Genomic DNA, 16,389 nt, shown 5'->3' on the forward strand with positions numbered 1-16,389 from the left:
GGAGCGCGTGCCCTGCTCCAGCGTGGAGGGCGGCAACTCCTTCACCTACCACAGGAACACGAGGCTGGTCATGGCTGCTCCCGCACTACCCACCGTCGTTCTGGTCCACGGCGCGTTCGCCGACGCCTCCGGCTGGCAGGCGGTGGCCGACGGCCTGCGTGCGCGTGGGCACCAGGTCCTCGCCCCGGCCAACCCGCTGCGCGGCGTCGCCGCCGACGCCGACTACATCAGGGACTTCGTGTCGACGATCGAGGGCGACGTCGTGCTCGTCGGCCACTCCTACGGCGGCTGCGTGATCACCAACGCCAGCACGGACGCCCCGAACGTGCGGGCGTTGGTCTACATCGCCGCGTTCGCGCCGGACGAGGGCGAGACGCTGCTCGAGTCCATCGCGCTGGGCGGCGGGAGGACCGGACTCGGCGAGCACCTGGTTCAGCGGCCCTACCCGGGTGCGCCCGAGGGTGACGCCGACGGCTACCTGGACCTGGCGTTCTTCCACCAGCTGTTCTGCGCCGACCTGGACGCCGGGCTCGCCCATTTCATGGGGGTCGCCCAGCGCGGGTTCGCGCTGTCGTGCCTGTCCACCCCGTCCGGGGTGCCCGGCTGGCGGACCATCCCCAGCTGGTACCTCGTGGCCGCCGACGACGCCACGATCCCGCCGGAGGCCGAGCGAGCGATGGCGAAGCGCGCCGGAGCGCACACGGTGGAGGTCACCGCCTCGCACGTGGCGATGATCAGCAAGCCTGCCGAGACGATCGACCTGATCGTCACCGCCTCCGGCGGATGAGGTACTGAGGACGAGCACTAGGTTGGTCGGGTGACGCGGCGCGAGGCCACGGGTGGGCCGGATCCGGAACTCGTGGCACTCGCGGGACGGCTGCTGGACACCCTCGACGAGTTCGCGGACGAGATCGCGTCCGCGATCGAGGCCAGGGTCGCGTTCTACTCGACACACAGCGTCGTGTCGGCCGAGGACCTGAGGCTGTCCGTGCGGGGCAACACCGAGTACGTCCTCCGGTCGCTGCGCGAGGACCAGTTCGCCGATGTCGCCGCGGCCAGGACGACCGGTGCCCTGCGTGCCGAGCAGGGGGTGCCGCTCTCGGTCGTCATGGCGGCGTTCCGCATCCTGTTCAGCCAGATCTGGCACAGCCTCGTGCTGCACGCCCGTGCACGGCGGCAGGTCTCCAACCAGGCGCTGGTGGACGCGGCGTCCGACCTGTGGTCCGCACACGACACCTTCGCCGAGGAGATGGCCGCCGCGCACCGCGAGACGACGATGACGCTGGTGCTGCGCAACGAGGGAGAGCGGTCGGCACTGGTCGGTGCCCTCCTGGAGGGACGGCCGCTGGGCGAGACGTCGGTCTGGGATGTCGCCGACGTGCTTCGCCTGCCCAAACGCGGGCCGTTCGTCGTGGTCGCGGCCGAGTCGGTGCAACTGGCCCAGGAGGCGCTGCCCGGCATCGAGAACCGACTGCGGGTACAACGGATCGGGTCTGCCTGGCGGCTGACGCCCGACGCGCAGATCGGGATCGTGCGCTTCGGGAACGACACCGACATGCGCCCGCTCACGTCGACGCTGAGGGCGTCGGCGCGCAGCCGGATCGGCATCAGCCCGCCCTACCTCGCGCTGACGGAGACGGCGGTCGCGTTGCGTTTCGCGCGGATCGCACTGGCGAGCACCGTCGCGGGCACCCCGCACGTCACGATGTTCGACGACTTTCCCCTTGCCGTCGCGGCGGTCAGCGCGCCGGACGCGATGGCCAGGGTCCGGCAGGCCGTGCTCGGGCCGATCCTCGACCTGCCCGCCGAGCAGTGCAAGGTCCTCCTCGACACCCTGGCCGCGTGGCGGGACAGCGGGGGGTCGGCGTCGGATGCCGCGGGCGTCCTGTTCTGCCATCCCAACACGGTCCGCCACCGGCTGCGCCGGATCGAGTCGGCCACCGGACGCTCCCTCAGCGACCCGAAGGCGACCGCGGAGATCCTGATAGCGCTGGAGGCCGCGTTGCTGGAGATCGCGCGGCGACCGCCGTCGCCTGCACTAGGACGCGGCCGCCGGCGAGCCGGTGACGGTGTCGAGCAGGGCCGAGACGTCGGCGTCGTCGAGTGACTCGCGGATGCACTGCCACAGCTGCAGGTTCGCCGCCGCCCAATGGGCGTACTGGTCGGCGGCCTCCTGGTTGTAGAAGTAGAAGCCCTCGTCGTGGACGCGTCGCTGCTCGCCGCAGATCTTGTTGGCCAGCTCGCGCAGGCCGATGCCGTTCTCCTCGAGATACTTGTGCGCGAGCACGACCGGTGTCACGGGCAGCGCCTTGAACAGCGTGTCCGCGTCCGACAGCGCCTGGGCCTCCAGCGAGATGTGCCGGTCCCGGTTGGCCATCTCCGCCTCGTCGACGATGCGGTCGATCCACCCGGCCACGTGCTTGGGCACGCGCGCCCGCGACAGGATCGCGAGCCGCAGCCCGCTGCCCGCCGACGCGGCCGAGTTGCGGCGCACCAGGTAGTTGACGTCGTGGACCAGCGCCGCGGTCTCCACGACGCTCACCTCGGCGCCGTTCAGCACGGCGAAACGCGCGGCCTTGGTCCGCACGAACGACACGTGGTGCCAGCCGTGGAACTGCAGACGGGCGGCGTAACGCGTGCACAGTCGCCGCACGTCGGCCTCGACAGCGTCGACCACCGCCGGCGGTAAGACCGGCATGAGCTCACCCTCGGACGACATCGACCCCTCCGAACCTTGCCGGCTGTGGTTAGCGCCCGCCGGGCAGGGCTGGTGGAGGTGATGGTAATTGGCCCGAGTGTGGTTTGTCTGCGGCCGTTCGTTCCTATCTGTCCGGTCTCACAGCCTGCTGACCAGTTGCGATAGCCGGGACTCGACGGGCACGTGCCGTTGGCTCTCCTGCGTGAGGGGGTCGTAGGACAGGCTCCAGGGCGTCACCTCCCTCGACTTCACGAGGAAGGTCATGGTGCCGTCGACCGCGCGCGGGATGCGGTGGAAGTCGGACGCGAGCAGGCTGTCGGAGGCACCGACCGGGCACGGCGTGCTGGTCAGCAGCTCCGTCGTGGTGATCAGCTGGCTCTGCGGCGACAGCTGTGCCGAGTAGCGTTCGTGCTGGTAGCCGCCACGCAGGATCGTCGTGCAGAAGTGGTAGCGGTGGTTGTGCACGGAGTCCGCGTAGCCCGCGCGCCAGTCGCGCTGCTCCTTGTACTCGTGCAGCCAGAACGTGAACGGCTCGTCCGGCTGGTCGCGCAGGCACCACGCGAAGTGCGTCCTCGTCTCCCGTGACCGCCGGATGATCGCGTTCGCCTGGTCGGTCGGCAGGGCGAGCAGGTGGGCGCGCAGGTCGGCCCGCAGGCCGTGGCCCTGCGCCCACGTCCCGAACCACCGGTCGACGTCGGTCCAGTGGGACGTGAGGTCGACGTCGGCGGCCCGCAACTGCTCGGCCAGCTCTCCTACCGCGGAGCCCCTGGTAACCACGATGATCAGCTCCCCAACTCGGCGGTGACGGAGAACTCCCGGACGAAGTTGGAGAACTGGGTCGTCAGTTCCTGGAACTCCTTGGTGGTGAGCCGGGAGTTGGTGATCTTCTCGAACCGTGCGATGAACTCCTGCCGTGGCAGGTCCGGGGTGATCACCAGGTGGTGTGCGTGGCGGGACGCGGAGATCCGGCCGAACTCGGCGCGTTCCATGTTGTAGATGAACGAGCCCTCGGAGAACCGCAGCGTGCGCGGGTACTCGGCGGGCTCGTGCGCGTCGCTGTACAGCGTCACCCACACGCTCTCGTCGAAGATCTCCAGGCGGTCGAGCGGGGGGTCGGAGATGACCGTGACCTCCATCCGCGAGCACCTGCTGCGGGCCAGGTACAGGCCGACGAGGCCCATCCTGATCTCCGCGTGCAGGCGCGACTGGATGGTGTCCATGTCCACGTCGACCGCCGAGTGGCGGATGAGGTAGCGGGCTCGTCCGGAGATGCCGGACGCGTTGTCGGGATCGGCGAGGACGCCGCGGAACTCCCGTTCGGATCGGGACAGCAGCATGCGTGCCGCAGCGTGCCGACCGGAGAAACCTCGGAACAGGTACTGCCTCGTGCTTCGCAGGTCCTGCATCATCAACCGGTTGAGCGCGGGGTTGGGTTCCGCGGTCGGTTCGAAGACGTGGGTGGGGAAGAACTCACGGTTCATCGACCGGTACTCGTCGGCGAGGTCACGCAACGCCTGTCGGCTTTCCTCGACGAGAGGCGTGAGCATCGCCCGCTGCGAGGCGGTCGCGGTGATGAGGGTCTGGCCGAAGCCGACGATGGCCGAGACCAGGGTGCCAGTGGCGATCGAGGTGACCAGGTTCTTGCCGACGCCGGGGTCGAGGTTCGCCGACAGGACCATGGTCAGGCCCGAGACCACCACCAAGATCAGGAGTAGGAGGCCGGTTCTGGTCCAGAAGATCTCGTGAACGGGGTTTCTGCGGAGGCCCTTGGCTTCCGCGGGCACCGGCTACCACCTCCTTCGGCTGTCACCCAAACGAGGGACAGCGTTCAGTGGTTGATCGAGTACGGGCTGTTACTCTACCGCTGCACGCGTAAGTGATAAATAGGAAGAACGGGTGGTGTGTTGGTCACTGTCAGCGCCTGTTCGGCCGCCAAAAACGGCGGTCTAGTCTTACGGCCATCATGCGCATCGTGACCAGGGTCGTACCCCTGTTGCTAGCACTGCTGGTGCTCACTGCCTGTGTCAGCCGCGTTGGTCCCTCCGGCGCCGCGGTTCACCCGTCCGTGTCCCAAGCGCCGACTGCGAGCCCGGTCTCGGGGGAGTGCTCGACCGACGACGTCAAGGTGACCGGCACGCTGGAGGAGAAGCCGGCGGTGGCCGTGCCGACCGACTGCAAGTCACCGTCGCGGGTCATCGCGGCGGATCTCGAGGTCGGCGGCGGCCCGCAGGCCGTGAGGGGTTCGGATCTCGACATCAACTACGTGATGGTGGCGTGGTCGACCGGCGAGGAGCTGGACCGCGCCGGGTACACCTCGAACGGCAACACCCAGGCCGTGACGAACCTCGGCCGCTCCGGCTGGATCCACGGCCTCGACGAGGGCCTGATCGGCATCCGGGAAGGCGGCCGACGCCTGGTGGTCCTGCCCCCGCAGCGGGCGACGAGCGACACCGCCAACCCGGACGCACTGATCTTCGTCGTGGACGCGGTCAGCGTCCGCGACTGACCGCGCGCCCGCCGATCAACACGTCCCGACCGGCCCCCGCAGGCCCGCCCCGACGCACTGAAGGCGTCCTTCATTGCACCGGGCGTACTGAAGGATGCTCCTATAGATGTCAAGTGGTCCTTCGTTACGCCGGACCGAGCCTGCCGCGCCGATGCACTGAAGGGCGCCTTCGTAACGCTGGCCGTTCTGAAGGGCGCCTTCGTAACGGTGGGCGTTCTGAAGGGCGCCTTCAGTACGGGGCCCGGTCGGGTGCCTCGGGTCAGGGCAGGAGCAGTAGCTTGCCCGTCGTCCGGCGGGCCTGCAGGTCCTCGTGGGCCTTGCGGGCGTCGGCCAGTGGGTAACGGCCGCCGATGCGGACCGAGACCCGGCCTGCCGCGATGGCCTGGAACAGCTCGTCACACCGCCACTGGAACTCCTCGGGCGTCGCGATGTGGTGCCCGAGTGTCGGGCGGGTGAGGAACACCGAGCCCGCCGAGTTCAGCCGCTGCGGATCGACCGGCGGGACCGGGCCGCTGGACGCACCGAACAGGGCGAGCACGCCACGGCGCGCGAGCGAGGCCAGGCTGCCGTCGAACGTCGTCCTACCGACACCGTCGTACACCGCCGCGACGCCGACGCCGCCGGTCAGCTCCGCGACCGCGTCCGCGAAGTCGGTCTCGGTGTAGCGGATCACCTCGTCGGCACCCGCCTCGCGCGCGAGCGCCTCCTTCTCCGGGGTCGACACGGTGCCGATCACCTTGGCGCCGCGGTACTTCGCGAGCTGCACCAGCAGCAGGCCGGCCCCGCCGGCCGCCGCGTGCACCAGGACCGTGTCGCCCGGCTTGACCGCGTAGGTCGCGGTGACGAGGTAGTGCGCGGTCAGCCCCTGCAGCATGGCGGCGGCCGCGACCTCGTCCTCGACACCCTCCGGCACCTTGAACGCCGCGGTGGCGGGCACGACCACCCGCTGGGCGTACGAGCCGGGCGCGGCAGCCCACGCGACGTGGTCGCCCTCGGCGAAGCCCGTGACCTCCGACCCGACCGCGACGACCGTGCCCGCTCCCTCGGCGCCGGGCGTGAACGGCAGCGGCACCGGGTACTGCCCGATGCGGTGGTAGACGTCGATGAAGTTGACGCCGGCCGCCGCGACCGCCACCACGAGGTCGCGCGCACCGGGCTCGGGAGCGTCGACTCTGTCGAGCTCCAGCACCTCCGGCCCGCCGGCCGCACGCACGAGAATGGCATCGATCCGGTCAACCACGGTGTCCTCCACGATCAGGGATGGGTCCCGACGGACACTATCCGACGCGGGACCCGGCCGCCTCAAGATCCACTTCCCGGGTGCGGCCGCGGACCGCGCACCACACGGAACCGGTGGCGATGATCACACACATCGCGCCGAGCACGTGCAGGCAGACCAGCAGCTCCGGCACACCGGTCAGGAACTGGACGAGCCCGACCGTGCCCTGCGCGACGACCACCGCGACGAGCACCCGGTAGCGCCGCCACGGCGGCGGGAAGCCCTGCTGGGCACGCAGCCAGAAGCCGAGGAGCACGAGCGAGCCGAGGAACGTGTACAGGAAGGTGGCGTGCACGTGCGCCATGGTCTCGACGGGGATGCCGAGGCGCGGGGTGTCCGGGTCGCCGCCGTGCGGTCCCGCGCCGGTGACCATCGTGCCGGTCACGAGCAGCCCGGCGAGCAGGGCGGTCTGGACATAGAGCCAGGTACGCAGCGCGCCGGGCACCGTGTTCTCTGGGGCAGGTACGTCGTCGTCGCGGGGTACGGCGTGGACGAGCAGAGTAGCGAGCCACACCATCACCGTGGAGGCCAGCAGGTGGATCGCGACACTCCACCACACGAGGCTGAGCCGAACCGTGACGCCGCCGATGGCAGCCTGGACGACCACGCCGATCGGCATGGCCGCCGCGAGCCACAGGTAACGCCGGTCGGTGCGCGGCCGGTGCAGGTAGGCGAGCACGAAGCAGATACCGGCGATGATGCCGACCACGCCGGTGAACAGGCGGTTGCCGTACTCGATCCACTGGTTGAGCGTGTCGTACTCGGGGTGGGAGACCGGGACCATGCTGCCGGGGAAGCACTGCGGCCAGGTCGGACAGCCGAGGCCGGACCCGGTGACCCGCACGACCGCGCCGGTCATCGCGATCAGCGCCTGCGTGGCCAGCACCGCGACCGCGAACCCGAGCTGAAGGCGGCGGCTCGGGTCGGGCAGGCGGTCGATACGGGCCTTGAGTGTTTCCAGCGGCACGGCCCTGATCGTAAGGAACCGGCGCGGGCGTCGGTCGCGCGGGCTTGCCCTGCCCCCGAGGGGAATGTCCAGGGTCGCCGGGGTGCGCTTCGCCGTCAGTTACCAGCCTGCCCTGCACGGTCTCGACCCGCAGGTCCTCGCCGCGTACGCCCGACACGCGGAGGAGTGCGGCTTCGAGGGGCTCTACCTGCCCGAGCACGTCGCGCTGTACACCGGTGCCCGGGTCGGCGCCGTGGAGTTCCCCGCCGACGACCCCGTGCCTGGACCCCCTGGACTGTCTGTCCTATGTGGCGGCCAACACGTCACGGCTGTTGCTCGGTACCGGGGTCCTGCTGCTGCCGCACCACCATCCGGTGCCGCTCGCGAAACGCCTCGCCACGGTGGACCTCCTGTCGGGCGGCCGACTGCGCCTGCTGACCGTCGGCGTCGGGGCCCTGCCGGGCGAGGCGGCGGCGGTCGGTGTGGACTTCACCACGCGCGGCCGTCGCGCCGACGAGGCCATCGAGGTGCTCAGGCTGCTGTGGTCGGGCAGGCCGGTGAGCCATGCGGGCGAGTTCTTCCGGTTCGAGGACGTGTGCAGCTGTCCAACGGCCGATCTGCCCATTCACGTGGGTGGTTCGAGCGCGGCCGCGGCCCGTCGTGCGGGCCGGCTCGGGCACGGCTACTTCGCGGGCGGGATGCTGGCTCCCGGGGAACGCGCCCGCCAGTTCGACCTGGCCCGCACAGCCGCCGCCGACGCGGGCCACGACCCGGCCGCGCTGGAGTACACCCGCTGGGGCTCGCTCGACCTGCTCCCCGAGAAGGTCGAGGCACTGGCCGTCCAGGGGGTGACCCGCCTGGTGGTGAGCGCCACCTCACCGGACCCGTCACGGCAGCGGGACGAGTTGTCGGCCTTCGCGGAGCGTTTCGGTCTGAGCTGAGACGCGCCGAGGGCGTTCGGTGCGCTCGGGGCGTGTGGTTGGGTCGGCCGGTGACGTGGGGGTTGGTCGGCCAGGCGGTCGGCATGTTCGTGGTGACCAACGTGGACGACCTCGTGCTGCTGGCGTTGTTCTTCGCCAGGGGTGCGGTGGTGCGGGTCGTCGCGGGGCAGTACCTCGGTTTTGGTGCGATCCTCGCCGTGTCGGTGGCGGGGGCGTTGGGCGCGGGACTGTTGCCCGAGTCCGCGCTGCCCTGGCTCGGGCTCGTGCCGCTGTTCCTCGGTCTGCGTGCCGCCTGGCAGGTGTGGCGGCGTCGAACCGACGATGACGACGACCAGCCTGACGCCGGGCCGGCGGTGCTGGCCGTCGCTGCCGTCACCGTCGCCAACGGTGGGGACAACGCCGGCGTCTACGTTCCGGTGTTCGCCGTCAGCGGGACCACCGGGATCGTCGTGTACTCGGTGGTGTTCCTGGTGCTGCTCGGCGTCTGGTGCCTGGCGGGGGTCTTCCTGGCCACGAGGCCGGTGGTCGCGCGTTTGTTGGCTCGGTGGGGCCACGTTGTCCTACCGGTCGTGCTGATCGGGGTCGGGCTGTTGATCCTGCTCAGCTGAGCTTCGTCGTGCGGGACGCGATCAGCGTCACCACCGCGCCCCAGCCGACCAGGACCGCGAACACCGGCCAGCCCGGGACGCCGCCCTCGACCAGTGCGGTCTGCATGCCGTCCGTGAGGGCGCCCGACGGCAGCAGTGCGACCACGTCGCCCACGACGCCGGGCATCGAGTCCGGGGGCACGATGATGCCGCCCGCCAGCAGCAGTACGAACCACACCACGTTCGCCAGCGCCAGCACTACCTCGGCCTTCAGCGCGCCGCCCAGCAGCACGCCCAGCGCGCCGAACGACAGCGTGCCCAGCACGGCCAGCAGCAGCGCCCACCCCAGGCCCGCCACGGTCGGTGACCAGCCGAGGGCCGCCGCGACCACGCCGAGCACCACCAGCTGCACCGCCACCACGACCAGACCCGCGATCGTGCGGCCGGCCACCAGCAGCCATCTCGGCAGGGCCGTTGCCGCCAGGCGCTTCAGCACGCCGTACCGGCGGTCGAAGCCCAGCGCGATGGCCTGTCCGGTGAACGCCGACGACATCACCGCCAGTGCGAACACCCTCGGCACCACGGAGTCGATGCGTGGCTCCGGCAGGTCGAAGACGTCGAACAGCGTCAGCCCCACCAGCAGCGCCACCGGGATCAGCAGCGTCAGCAGGATCTGTTCGCTGTTGCGCAGCGTCAGCATCGCCTCGGTGCGGGCGTGGACCAGCAGCATCCTGCCCACCCGGCCGCGGCCCGGCGCGGGCGTGAAGGTACCGGCGGGGAACGTCGTCGTCACCGCAGTTCCTTTCCGGTCAGCTCCAGGAACACGTCCTCCAGGCTTCGGCGACCCACGTGCAGCTCCTCGGCCAGTACCCCCTGCTGCGCGCACCACGTCGTCACCGCCGACACCACCTGCGGGTCGACCCGGCCGGTCAGCAGGTACGTGCCAGGCGACGGCTCGTCGAGGCGGCAGTCGGCGGGCAGCGCGGTGCACAGCTGCGACAGGTCCAGGCCCGCCTGCGCCCGGAACCGCAGCTGCGCGGCCTCGGGTTCCTCGGTCGTCAGCTGGCTCGGGCTGCCCTCCGCGACGACCCTGCCGTGGTCGATGATCACGACGTGGTCGGCCAGCTCCTCGGCCTCCTCCATGACGTGCGTGGTCAGCAGGACGCTCACCCCGTCGGCACGCAGCGCACGCACCAGCTCCCACACGAGCCGCCGCGCCTGCGGGTCCATGCCCGCGGTCGGCTCGTCCAGGAACACCAGCTCCGGACGCGACACCAGCGCGCACGCCAACGACAGCCGTTGCTGCTGCCCGCCGGACAGCCGCTTGTACGGCGTCCGCCGAGCCGACGACAGGCCCAGCACGTCGATCAGCCACGCGGGGTCGATCGGGTCCGCCGCGCAGGCCGCCACCAGCGCGAGCATCTCCTCGGCACGCACCCCCGGGTACGCGCCACCGCCCTGCGGCATCACCCCGATGCGTGGACGCAGCCGCTCGTGCTCGGTCGCCGGGTCGAGACCCAGCACCCGCACGTCGCCGCCGTCCCGGCGCTGGAACCCCTCGCAGATCTCGACCGTCGTCGTCTTGCCCGCGCCGTTGGGTCCGAGGAGCGCGAGCACCTGCCCACGGTCCAACCGCAGGCTCAGGCCGTCGACCGCGGTGGTCTGGCCGAATCTTCTGACCAGCGCCGTCAGCTCCACCGCGGGTACCGAGGAAGGGGCGCTCACGTCCGTAAGGCTATTGCTTCGTCCTGGAGGAACGCTCAGACCCCTACCGGGTGCACGTCACACTCCTCGAACACCTCCGCCCACGTCGCACGCACCCTGGTCACGTTCTTGTCCCTGCTCGTGTCTCCATATCGCTCGCGGTCGTAGTCGGTGAACGGGCGCAGCAGCGCGTCGAGCTCGTCGACGGCCGTGCGCAGGGCGTCGCGCCAGACCGGGTCCTCCGGCGCCGACGCCCCGGTCAACTCCGCCACCCGCGCGACGAGCCTGCTCTTGGCCACCATCGACTCCGGCGTCACCGAACGCAGACACACCCCGAACCCGCCGCCCAGGTAGTCCTGCCAGTAGTCGTCCACGTCGGCCTCGGCTCCGCCCGCCGCCAGGAACCGCTCGCGGAACCCCTCGGCCAGCGACTCGAGCCCGACGGCGTCGACCAGCGCGAAGTAGTCCGGCGGGAACCGGCGCTCGCCACTGGGCAGCACGTACGTCGCACCGGGTAACCGGCCCTCGGCCACCAGCGCCGAGACCTGGGCGGCACCGAGGGCGCGACCGTCGCAGAGCTCGGCCAGCGTGCGGTACTCGGTAGTGATGTAGTCGAGGTCGGAAGTGGTGAAGGAAGCCATGCGCGCACGGTATGCCCGAGCACCGACAGTTCTGGAAAGCGCAGGTCAGGGGCTGGACAGGAAGGTGGTGTCGGTGATCCGGGGCGGCCGGCCCGGCACGTGCTTGCGCACCACGAACAACGCGACCACCACCACGACCGCGGCCCCCACGTACGCGTACGGCAGCAGGTAGGTCCGGAAGTCGAACGAGTTCCCCGTCGGCGGCAGCGCCACCGCGAACGCCGCGCTGATCACCGTCGCCGCCATCCGGAAACGCGTGTTGCCTGCCGCCGACGCCAGCGGGATCGCCGCCCACAGCAGGTACCACGGCTGCACGGTCGCGCCGAACACCAGCACCGCGCCCAGCGCCGCGCCGAGGCCGATCATCGGCCGCAGCCGCCACCGGAAGCTGTCCAGCAGCAGCTTCGCGGCCAGCAGCGGACCGAGCAGCGTGCCGACCATCCGGCTCACCGTGATCGCCGCGTCGATGTGGTTGCCCAGCCCGAGCAGGATGCCGAGCCCGCCGGCGCCGAACCCGAGCGCGGTCATCGGCGCCATCCAGCTCTTGATCGTGCTCGCCGTGTTCAGCGTCGCGGTCCAGCCGAAGCCGAGACCGCTGCCGATGGAGGTCACCGCCACCACCGCGAGGAAGATCACCAGCAGCGCGCCCGCCGTGAGCAACAGGTGTTTCCACCGGCCGCCCCAGCGTCTGGCGATCATCACGCCGAGGAACCCCAGAGCCAGGGCGGCAGGGATCTTCACCACGGCGCCGAGTGTGATCACCGTCGCGCCGATGCCGTACCAGAGCAGCTCACCCGGCTGCCACGGCGGATACGGGCCACCGGGTCCGCAGCGGGGCATCCGTCTCAACCCGAGCTCGATGCCGACCAGCATCAGGCCGATCGCGAGCGCCTCGTTGTGCACGCCGACGACCAGGTGGAACAGCACCAGCGGGTTGGCCGCCCCCAGCCACAGCGCGCTCACCGGGTTGATGCCGAACCGCCGCGCCAGCCGGGGCAGCGCCCACACGATCATCGCGAAGCCGAACAGCTCCAGCAGCCGGTGGAACGCGACCCCGGCGACGACGTGGTCACCGGTGATCCAGGTGATGCCACGCCCGATGACCAGGAACAACGGCCCGTACGGCGACGGTGTCTCCCGCCACATCGTCGGCACGTTCTTGGTGAGGATGTCGGCGTTGCCGAGCGCCTCGGCGGGCCCGACCGTGTACGGGTCCAGCCCCCGCGCGGCGATCTCGCTCTGCGCCAGGTAGCTGTAGACGTCCTTGGAGAACATCGGCACGGTGAGCACGAGCGGCGCGGTCCACATCACGAGCGTGCGCGCCATCTGCGGCAGCGACACCATCCTGGCGCGCCCCGGCATCGACAGCCGGCCGAGTCCCAGCCACCCCAGCACGATCATGAACACACCCGCGAACGCGATCGCCAGCGACACCGTGTTCATCCGGGGGAAAAGACTGAAGACGGGCAGACCCCACACCGGGCTGTACACCGGCGCCGCACCCGCCCCCAGCGAGCCGAGGGCCAGCAGCAACGCACCGACCGTGCCGAACCGGCGGATCACGTCCAGCTGGCGGCGCTCGCGCGCGTCCAGCGGCTGACTGGTGGCCTCGGCACGCGTGACGGGTCGCCCGTTGACGCCACCCGACGCCTCTACACCGTCTGCCACGTGCGAAAGAGTATCGAGTCACCCGTTCGGTGACTCCGATCACCTCATCAGGGGGGTCCTTTGCCGGTTCCCGCGAAATAAGACACACTAGTGTTGTGAAAAACGAGCAGCTGGCCGAGGGCCGCACCAGACATGGTGTGGCGCGCCTGCTGCTGGAGCGGGGGCCGATCACCGCGGCCGCGGTCGCGGAGACCCTCGCCATCAGCCCGGCGGCGGTCCGCAGGCACCTGGACGCCCTGGTCGCGGACGGTGAGGCGTGCATGCGCGACGCACCGCGACGCGGCCAGCGAGGGCGGGGCCGCCCCGCCAAGCTCTGGCTCCTCACCGAGTCGGGACGCGCCCGGTTCGGCCACGCCTACGACGACCTCGCCATCGCGGCCATCCGGTTCGTCGCCGAGGCCGCCGGGGCACCCGCGGTGAGGGAGTTCGCCGAGCGGCGGGCAGCCACACTGGTCGACCGGCACCGCACCCAGGTGCTGGGCACACCGGAGCTCGCGGACCGGGCCAAGGCCCTCGCCGAGGCTCTCACCAGGGAGGGTTACGCTGCGTCGACGCGGCGGGTCGGGACAGGGGAGCAGCTCTGCCAGCACCACTGCCCGGTCGCGCACGTCGCGGCGGAGTTCCCCGAGCTGTGCGAGGTCGAGACGGCGGCGTTCGCCGAACTGCTCGGCACCCACGTACAGCGACTCTCGACCATCGCACGCGGGGACGCCGCGTGCACCACGCACGTACCGCTCAGCGGCCCCCGAACCGCCGAGCCGGACGACACCACCACAACCGAAGGGACGCCTTCATGACCACCGCTGCCGAGCAGCGCCTCCAGGCACAGGGCGAAACCCTGGCAGCCATGGGCAACTACGAGTTCGGCTGGGCCGACTCGGACGTCGCCGGCGCCGCCGCCCAACGTGGCCTGTCCGAGGCCGTGGTTCGAGACATCTCGGCCAAGAAGGGCGAGCCGGAGTGGATGCTGGAGTCGCGGCTCAAGGGCCTGCAGCTCTTCGACCGCAAGCCGATGCCCAACTGGGGCGCCGACCTGTCCGGCATCGACTTCGAGAACATCAAGTACTTCGTGCGCTCGACCGAGAAGCAGGCCGCCTCCTGGGAGGACCTGCCCGAGGACATCAAGAACACCTACGACAAGCTGGGTATCCCGGAGGCCGAGAAGGCCCGCCTGGTGGCCGGAGTCGCCGCGCAGTACGAGTCCGAGGTCGTGTATCACAAGATCAACGAGGAGCTCGAGCGCCAGGGCGTGATCTTCCTCGACACGGACACCGCGCTCAAGGAGCACCCGGAGCTGTTCGAGGAGTACTACGGCTCGGTCATCCCCCACGGTGACAACAAGTTCTCCGCGCTCAACGGCGCCGTCTGGTCGGGTGGCTCGTTCATCTACGTGCCGAAGGGCGTGCACGTCGAGATCCCGCTGCAGGCCTACTTCCGGATCAACACCGAGAACATGGGCCAGTTCGAGCGGACCCTGATCATCGTCGACGAGGGCGCCTACGTGCACTACGTCGAGGGCTGCACCGCGCCGATCTACTCGTCCGACTCGCTGCACTCGGCGGTTGTCGAGATCATCGTGAAGAAGGGCGCCCGCTGCCGGTACACGACCATCCAGAACTGGTCGAACAACGTGTACAACCTGGTCACCAAGCGCGCCAAGGCCGAAGAGGGCGCGACCATGGAATGGGTCGACGGCAACATCGGCTCCAAGGTCACCATGAAGTACCCGTCGGTGTTCCTCATGGGCGAGCACGCCAAGGGCGAGGTCCTGTCCATCGCGTTCGCCGGCGAGGGCCAGCACCAGGACGCCGGCGCCAAGATGGAGCACCTCGCGCCGCACACCTCCTCGACCATCGTGTCGAAGTCGGTGGCACGCGGCGGCGGCCGGACCTCCTACCGGGGCCTCGTCAGGGTCGCCAAGCGGGCACACCACTCCAAGTCCACGGTGAAGTGCGACGCGCTGCTGGTCGACCAGATCAGCCGCAGCGACACCTACCCGTACGTCGACATCCGCAACGACAACGTGTCCATGGGCCACGAGGCGACCGTCTCGAAGGTCAGCGAGGACCAGCTCTTCTACCTGATGTCCCGCGGCCTCACCGAGGACGAGGCGATGGCGATGGTCGTGCGCGGCTTCGTCGAGCCGATCGCCCGTGAGCTGCCCATGGAGTACGCACTCGAACTGAACCGGCTCATCGAGCTGCAGATGGAAGGGGCCGTCGGCTAAATGTCCGACACAATTCTCGACTCGGCAAGCTCGCCTTCGGCAGTTGCACGGACACCGCACTCCCACGGTGCGGTGGTACCCGCGGCGTCCCGCGCCGAGCAGTTCGCCTCCTTCGACGTCGAGGCGTTCGAAGTTCCCGGTGGGCGCGAGGAGATCTGGCGCTTTACGCCGATGCGGCGACTTCGTGGATTGCAAGACGGGTCTGCGGTAGCTTCAGGGGAGCTTTCCATCGAGGTCGGCGGTCCCGACGTGCGGGTCGAGACCGTCGGCCGCGAGGATTCCCGGCTCGGCGACGGCGGAACGCCCGCCGACCGCGTCGCCGCGCAGGCCTACTCGTCCTTCACGAAGGCCACCGTCGTCACCGTGCCGAAGGAGACCCAGGCCGCCGTCACCACCGTGACCGTCACCGGGCCCGGCGAGGGCAAAATCGCCTACGGGCACCTGCAGATCCGCGCCGAGCAGTTCGCCGAGGCCGTCGTCGTCATCGACCACCGAGGCAGCGGCACGATCGCCGACAACGTCGAGATCGTCGTCGGCGACGGCGCGAAGCTCACCGTCGTCAGTGTCCACGACTGGGCCGACGACACCGTGCAGGTCTCCTCACACCTCGCGAAGCTCGGCCGCGACGCCACCCTCAAGCACCACCTCGTCGCACTCGGCGGTGACCTAGTCCGGGTCAGCCCGACCGTGGTCTACGCGGGCCCCGGCGGCGACGCCGAGCTGAACGGCCTGTACTTCGCCGACGCCGGCCAGCACATCGAACTGCGTACCTTCGCCGACCACGCGCAGCCCAACTGCAGGTCCAACGTGGTCTACAAGGGCGCGCTCCAGGGTGAGGACGCCCGCTCGGTGTGGATCGGCGACGTGCTGATCCGCGCGGCGGCCGAGGGCACCGAGACCTTCGAGCTCAACCGGAACCTGGTGCTCACCGAAGGCGCGCGCGCCGACTCGGTGCCGAACCTGGAGATCGAGACCGGCGAGATCGCCGGCGCCGGACACGCCAGCGCCACCGGCCGGTTCGACGACGAGCAGCTGTTCTACCTGCAGGCACGCGGCATCCCCGAAGGCGCCGCCCGACGGTTGGTCGTCCGCGGCTTCTTCCACGAGCTGCTCATGAAGATCGACATCCCGGAAATCCGCGAGCGCCTGGAAGCCGCGATCGAGGCAGAGCTGGAAGCGGTCGGAGTATGAG

The 16,389-nt window shown here is 70.2% G+C and carries 17 protein-coding genes; 8 read left to right on the forward strand and 9 right to left on the reverse strand.

The window, feature by feature from the left end; all coding sequences use genetic code 11:
* The first annotated feature begins 7 nt into the window (after positions 1-7).
* Both CLV71_RS45700 and CLV71_RS45705 read left to right on the forward strand, forming a co-directional pair.
* Positions 8-787 carry an alpha/beta fold hydrolase gene (locus CLV71_RS45700; protein ID WP_243867493.1) on the forward strand — a complete coding sequence of 260 codons (780 nt, stop codon included), beginning with the start codon at positions 8-10 and terminating at the stop codon, positions 785-787.
* A gap of 30 nt (positions 788-817) precedes the next feature.
* A complete protein-coding gene (locus CLV71_RS45705) occupies positions 818-2,107 on the forward strand; it encodes a PucR family transcriptional regulator (protein ID WP_133909242.1) in 1,290 nt (429 codons plus the stop codon).
* Here the strand turns inward: CLV71_RS45705 and CLV71_RS45710 are convergent.
* The 3 genes from CLV71_RS45710 to CLV71_RS45720 all read right to left on the reverse strand — a co-directional run bounded on the left by CLV71_RS45710 (position 2,039) and on the right by CLV71_RS45720 (position 4,482).
* Positions 2,039-2,698, reverse strand: a complete 660-nt coding sequence (locus CLV71_RS45710) for an HD domain-containing protein (RefSeq protein WP_133909243.1) — start codon at positions 2,696-2,698, stop codon at positions 2,039-2,041. The genes CLV71_RS45705 and CLV71_RS45710 overlap by 69 nt on opposite strands.
* A 138-nt stretch (positions 2,699-2,836) precedes the next feature.
* Positions 2,837-3,475: a hypothetical protein gene (locus tag CLV71_RS45715; RefSeq protein ID WP_133909244.1), complete on the reverse strand. Its 639-nt coding sequence runs from the start codon at positions 3,473-3,475 to the stop codon at positions 2,837-2,839.
* Between the two features lie 5 nt (positions 3,476-3,480).
* Positions 3,481-4,482 carry a hypothetical protein gene (locus CLV71_RS45720; protein WP_133909245.1) on the reverse strand — a complete coding sequence of 334 codons (1,002 nt, stop codon included), beginning with the start codon at positions 4,480-4,482 and terminating at the stop codon, positions 3,481-3,483.
* 188 nt (positions 4,483-4,670) lie between these two features.
* Here CLV71_RS45720 and CLV71_RS45725 point away from each other — a divergent pair, with 188 nt between their 5' ends.
* Positions 4,671-5,204: an FKBP-type peptidyl-prolyl cis-trans isomerase gene (locus tag CLV71_RS45725; protein ID WP_166664529.1), complete on the forward strand. Its 534-nt coding sequence runs from the start codon at positions 4,671-4,673 to the stop codon at positions 5,202-5,204.
* Positions 5,205-5,463: 259 nt separating this feature from the next.
* Here CLV71_RS45725 and CLV71_RS45730 read toward each other — a convergent pair whose 3' ends face one another.
* The gene (locus tag CLV71_RS45730) at positions 5,464-6,432 is read right to left on the reverse strand and encodes a quinone oxidoreductase family protein (RefSeq protein WP_424923966.1); all 969 of its coding nucleotides are present in this window, start codon (positions 6,430-6,432) and stop codon (positions 5,464-5,466) included.
* Between the two features lie 49 nt (positions 6,433-6,481).
* Positions 6,482-7,450 (reverse strand): COX15/CtaA family protein, encoded by a 969-nt coding sequence (locus tag CLV71_RS45735; protein ID WP_133909247.1) that lies wholly within the window; start codon positions 7,448-7,450, stop codon positions 6,482-6,484.
* Between the two features lie 215 nt (positions 7,451-7,665).
* Between CLV71_RS45735 and CLV71_RS45740 the strand changes: the two genes are divergently transcribed.
* Together CLV71_RS45740 and CLV71_RS45745 are read left to right on the forward strand one after the other, a co-directional pair.
* Entirely contained in the window at positions 7,666-8,370 is a 705-nt protein-coding gene (locus CLV71_RS45740) for a TIGR03619 family F420-dependent LLM class oxidoreductase (protein WP_243867495.1), read from the forward strand.
* A gap of 50 nt (positions 8,371-8,420) precedes the next feature.
* Positions 8,421-8,978 carry a cadmium resistance transporter gene (locus tag CLV71_RS45745; RefSeq protein ID WP_166664530.1) on the forward strand — a complete coding sequence of 186 codons (558 nt, stop codon included), beginning with the start codon at positions 8,421-8,423 and terminating at the stop codon, positions 8,976-8,978.
* On the opposite strand, the gene CLV71_RS45750 is transcribed toward CLV71_RS45745, so the two are convergent.
* The 4 genes from CLV71_RS45750 to mptB are packed head-to-tail and all read right to left on the reverse strand — an operon-like array spanning position 8,971 to position 12,970.
* Positions 8,971-9,687, reverse strand: a complete 717-nt coding sequence (locus CLV71_RS45750; protein ID WP_133909297.1) for an ABC transporter permease — start codon at positions 9,685-9,687, stop codon at positions 8,971-8,973. The two genes, CLV71_RS45745 and CLV71_RS45750, sit on opposite strands and share 8 nt — an antisense overlap.
* A 59-nt stretch (positions 9,688-9,746) precedes the next feature.
* Positions 9,747-10,682 (reverse strand): ABC transporter ATP-binding protein, encoded by a 936-nt coding sequence (locus CLV71_RS45755; RefSeq protein ID WP_133909248.1) that lies wholly within the window; start codon positions 10,680-10,682, stop codon positions 9,747-9,749.
* A gap of 35 nt (positions 10,683-10,717) precedes the next feature.
* Positions 10,718-11,302 carry a DUF6058 family natural product biosynthesis protein gene (locus CLV71_RS45760; RefSeq protein ID WP_133909249.1) on the reverse strand — a complete coding sequence of 195 codons (585 nt, stop codon included), beginning with the start codon at positions 11,300-11,302 and terminating at the stop codon, positions 10,718-10,720.
* A 45-nt stretch (positions 11,303-11,347) separates the two neighbouring features.
* Entirely contained in the window at positions 11,348-12,970 is a 1,623-nt protein-coding gene (mptB, locus tag CLV71_RS45765) for a polyprenol phosphomannose-dependent alpha 1,6 mannosyltransferase MptB (protein WP_166664531.1), read from the reverse strand.
* 95 nt (positions 12,971-13,065) lie between these two features.
* Here mptB and CLV71_RS45770 point away from each other — a divergent pair, with 95 nt between their 5' ends.
* The 3 genes from CLV71_RS45770 to sufD are packed head-to-tail and all read left to right on the forward strand — an operon-like array spanning position 13,066 to position 16,388.
* The gene (locus CLV71_RS45770) at positions 13,066-13,767 is read left to right on the forward strand and encodes a helix-turn-helix transcriptional regulator (RefSeq protein WP_243867497.1); all 702 of its coding nucleotides are present in this window, start codon (positions 13,066-13,068) and stop codon (positions 13,765-13,767) included.
* Positions 13,764-15,197, forward strand: coding sequence for a Fe-S cluster assembly protein SufB (gene sufB / locus CLV71_RS45775; protein WP_133909251.1), 1,434 nt, complete (start codon positions 13,764-13,766; stop codon positions 15,195-15,197). The genes CLV71_RS45770 and sufB overlap by 4 nt, the downstream gene beginning before the upstream one ends.
* Positions 15,198-16,388 carry a Fe-S cluster assembly protein SufD gene (sufD, locus tag CLV71_RS45780; protein ID WP_133909252.1) on the forward strand — a complete coding sequence of 397 codons (1,191 nt, stop codon included), beginning with the start codon at positions 15,198-15,200 and terminating at the stop codon, positions 16,386-16,388.
* Position 16,389: the final 1 nt, after the last annotated feature.

This window comes from Actinophytocola oryzae, from assembly GCF_004364325.1.
GTDB classification, from domain to species: Bacteria; Actinomycetota; Actinomycetes; order Mycobacteriales; family Pseudonocardiaceae; genus Actinophytocola; species Actinophytocola oryzae.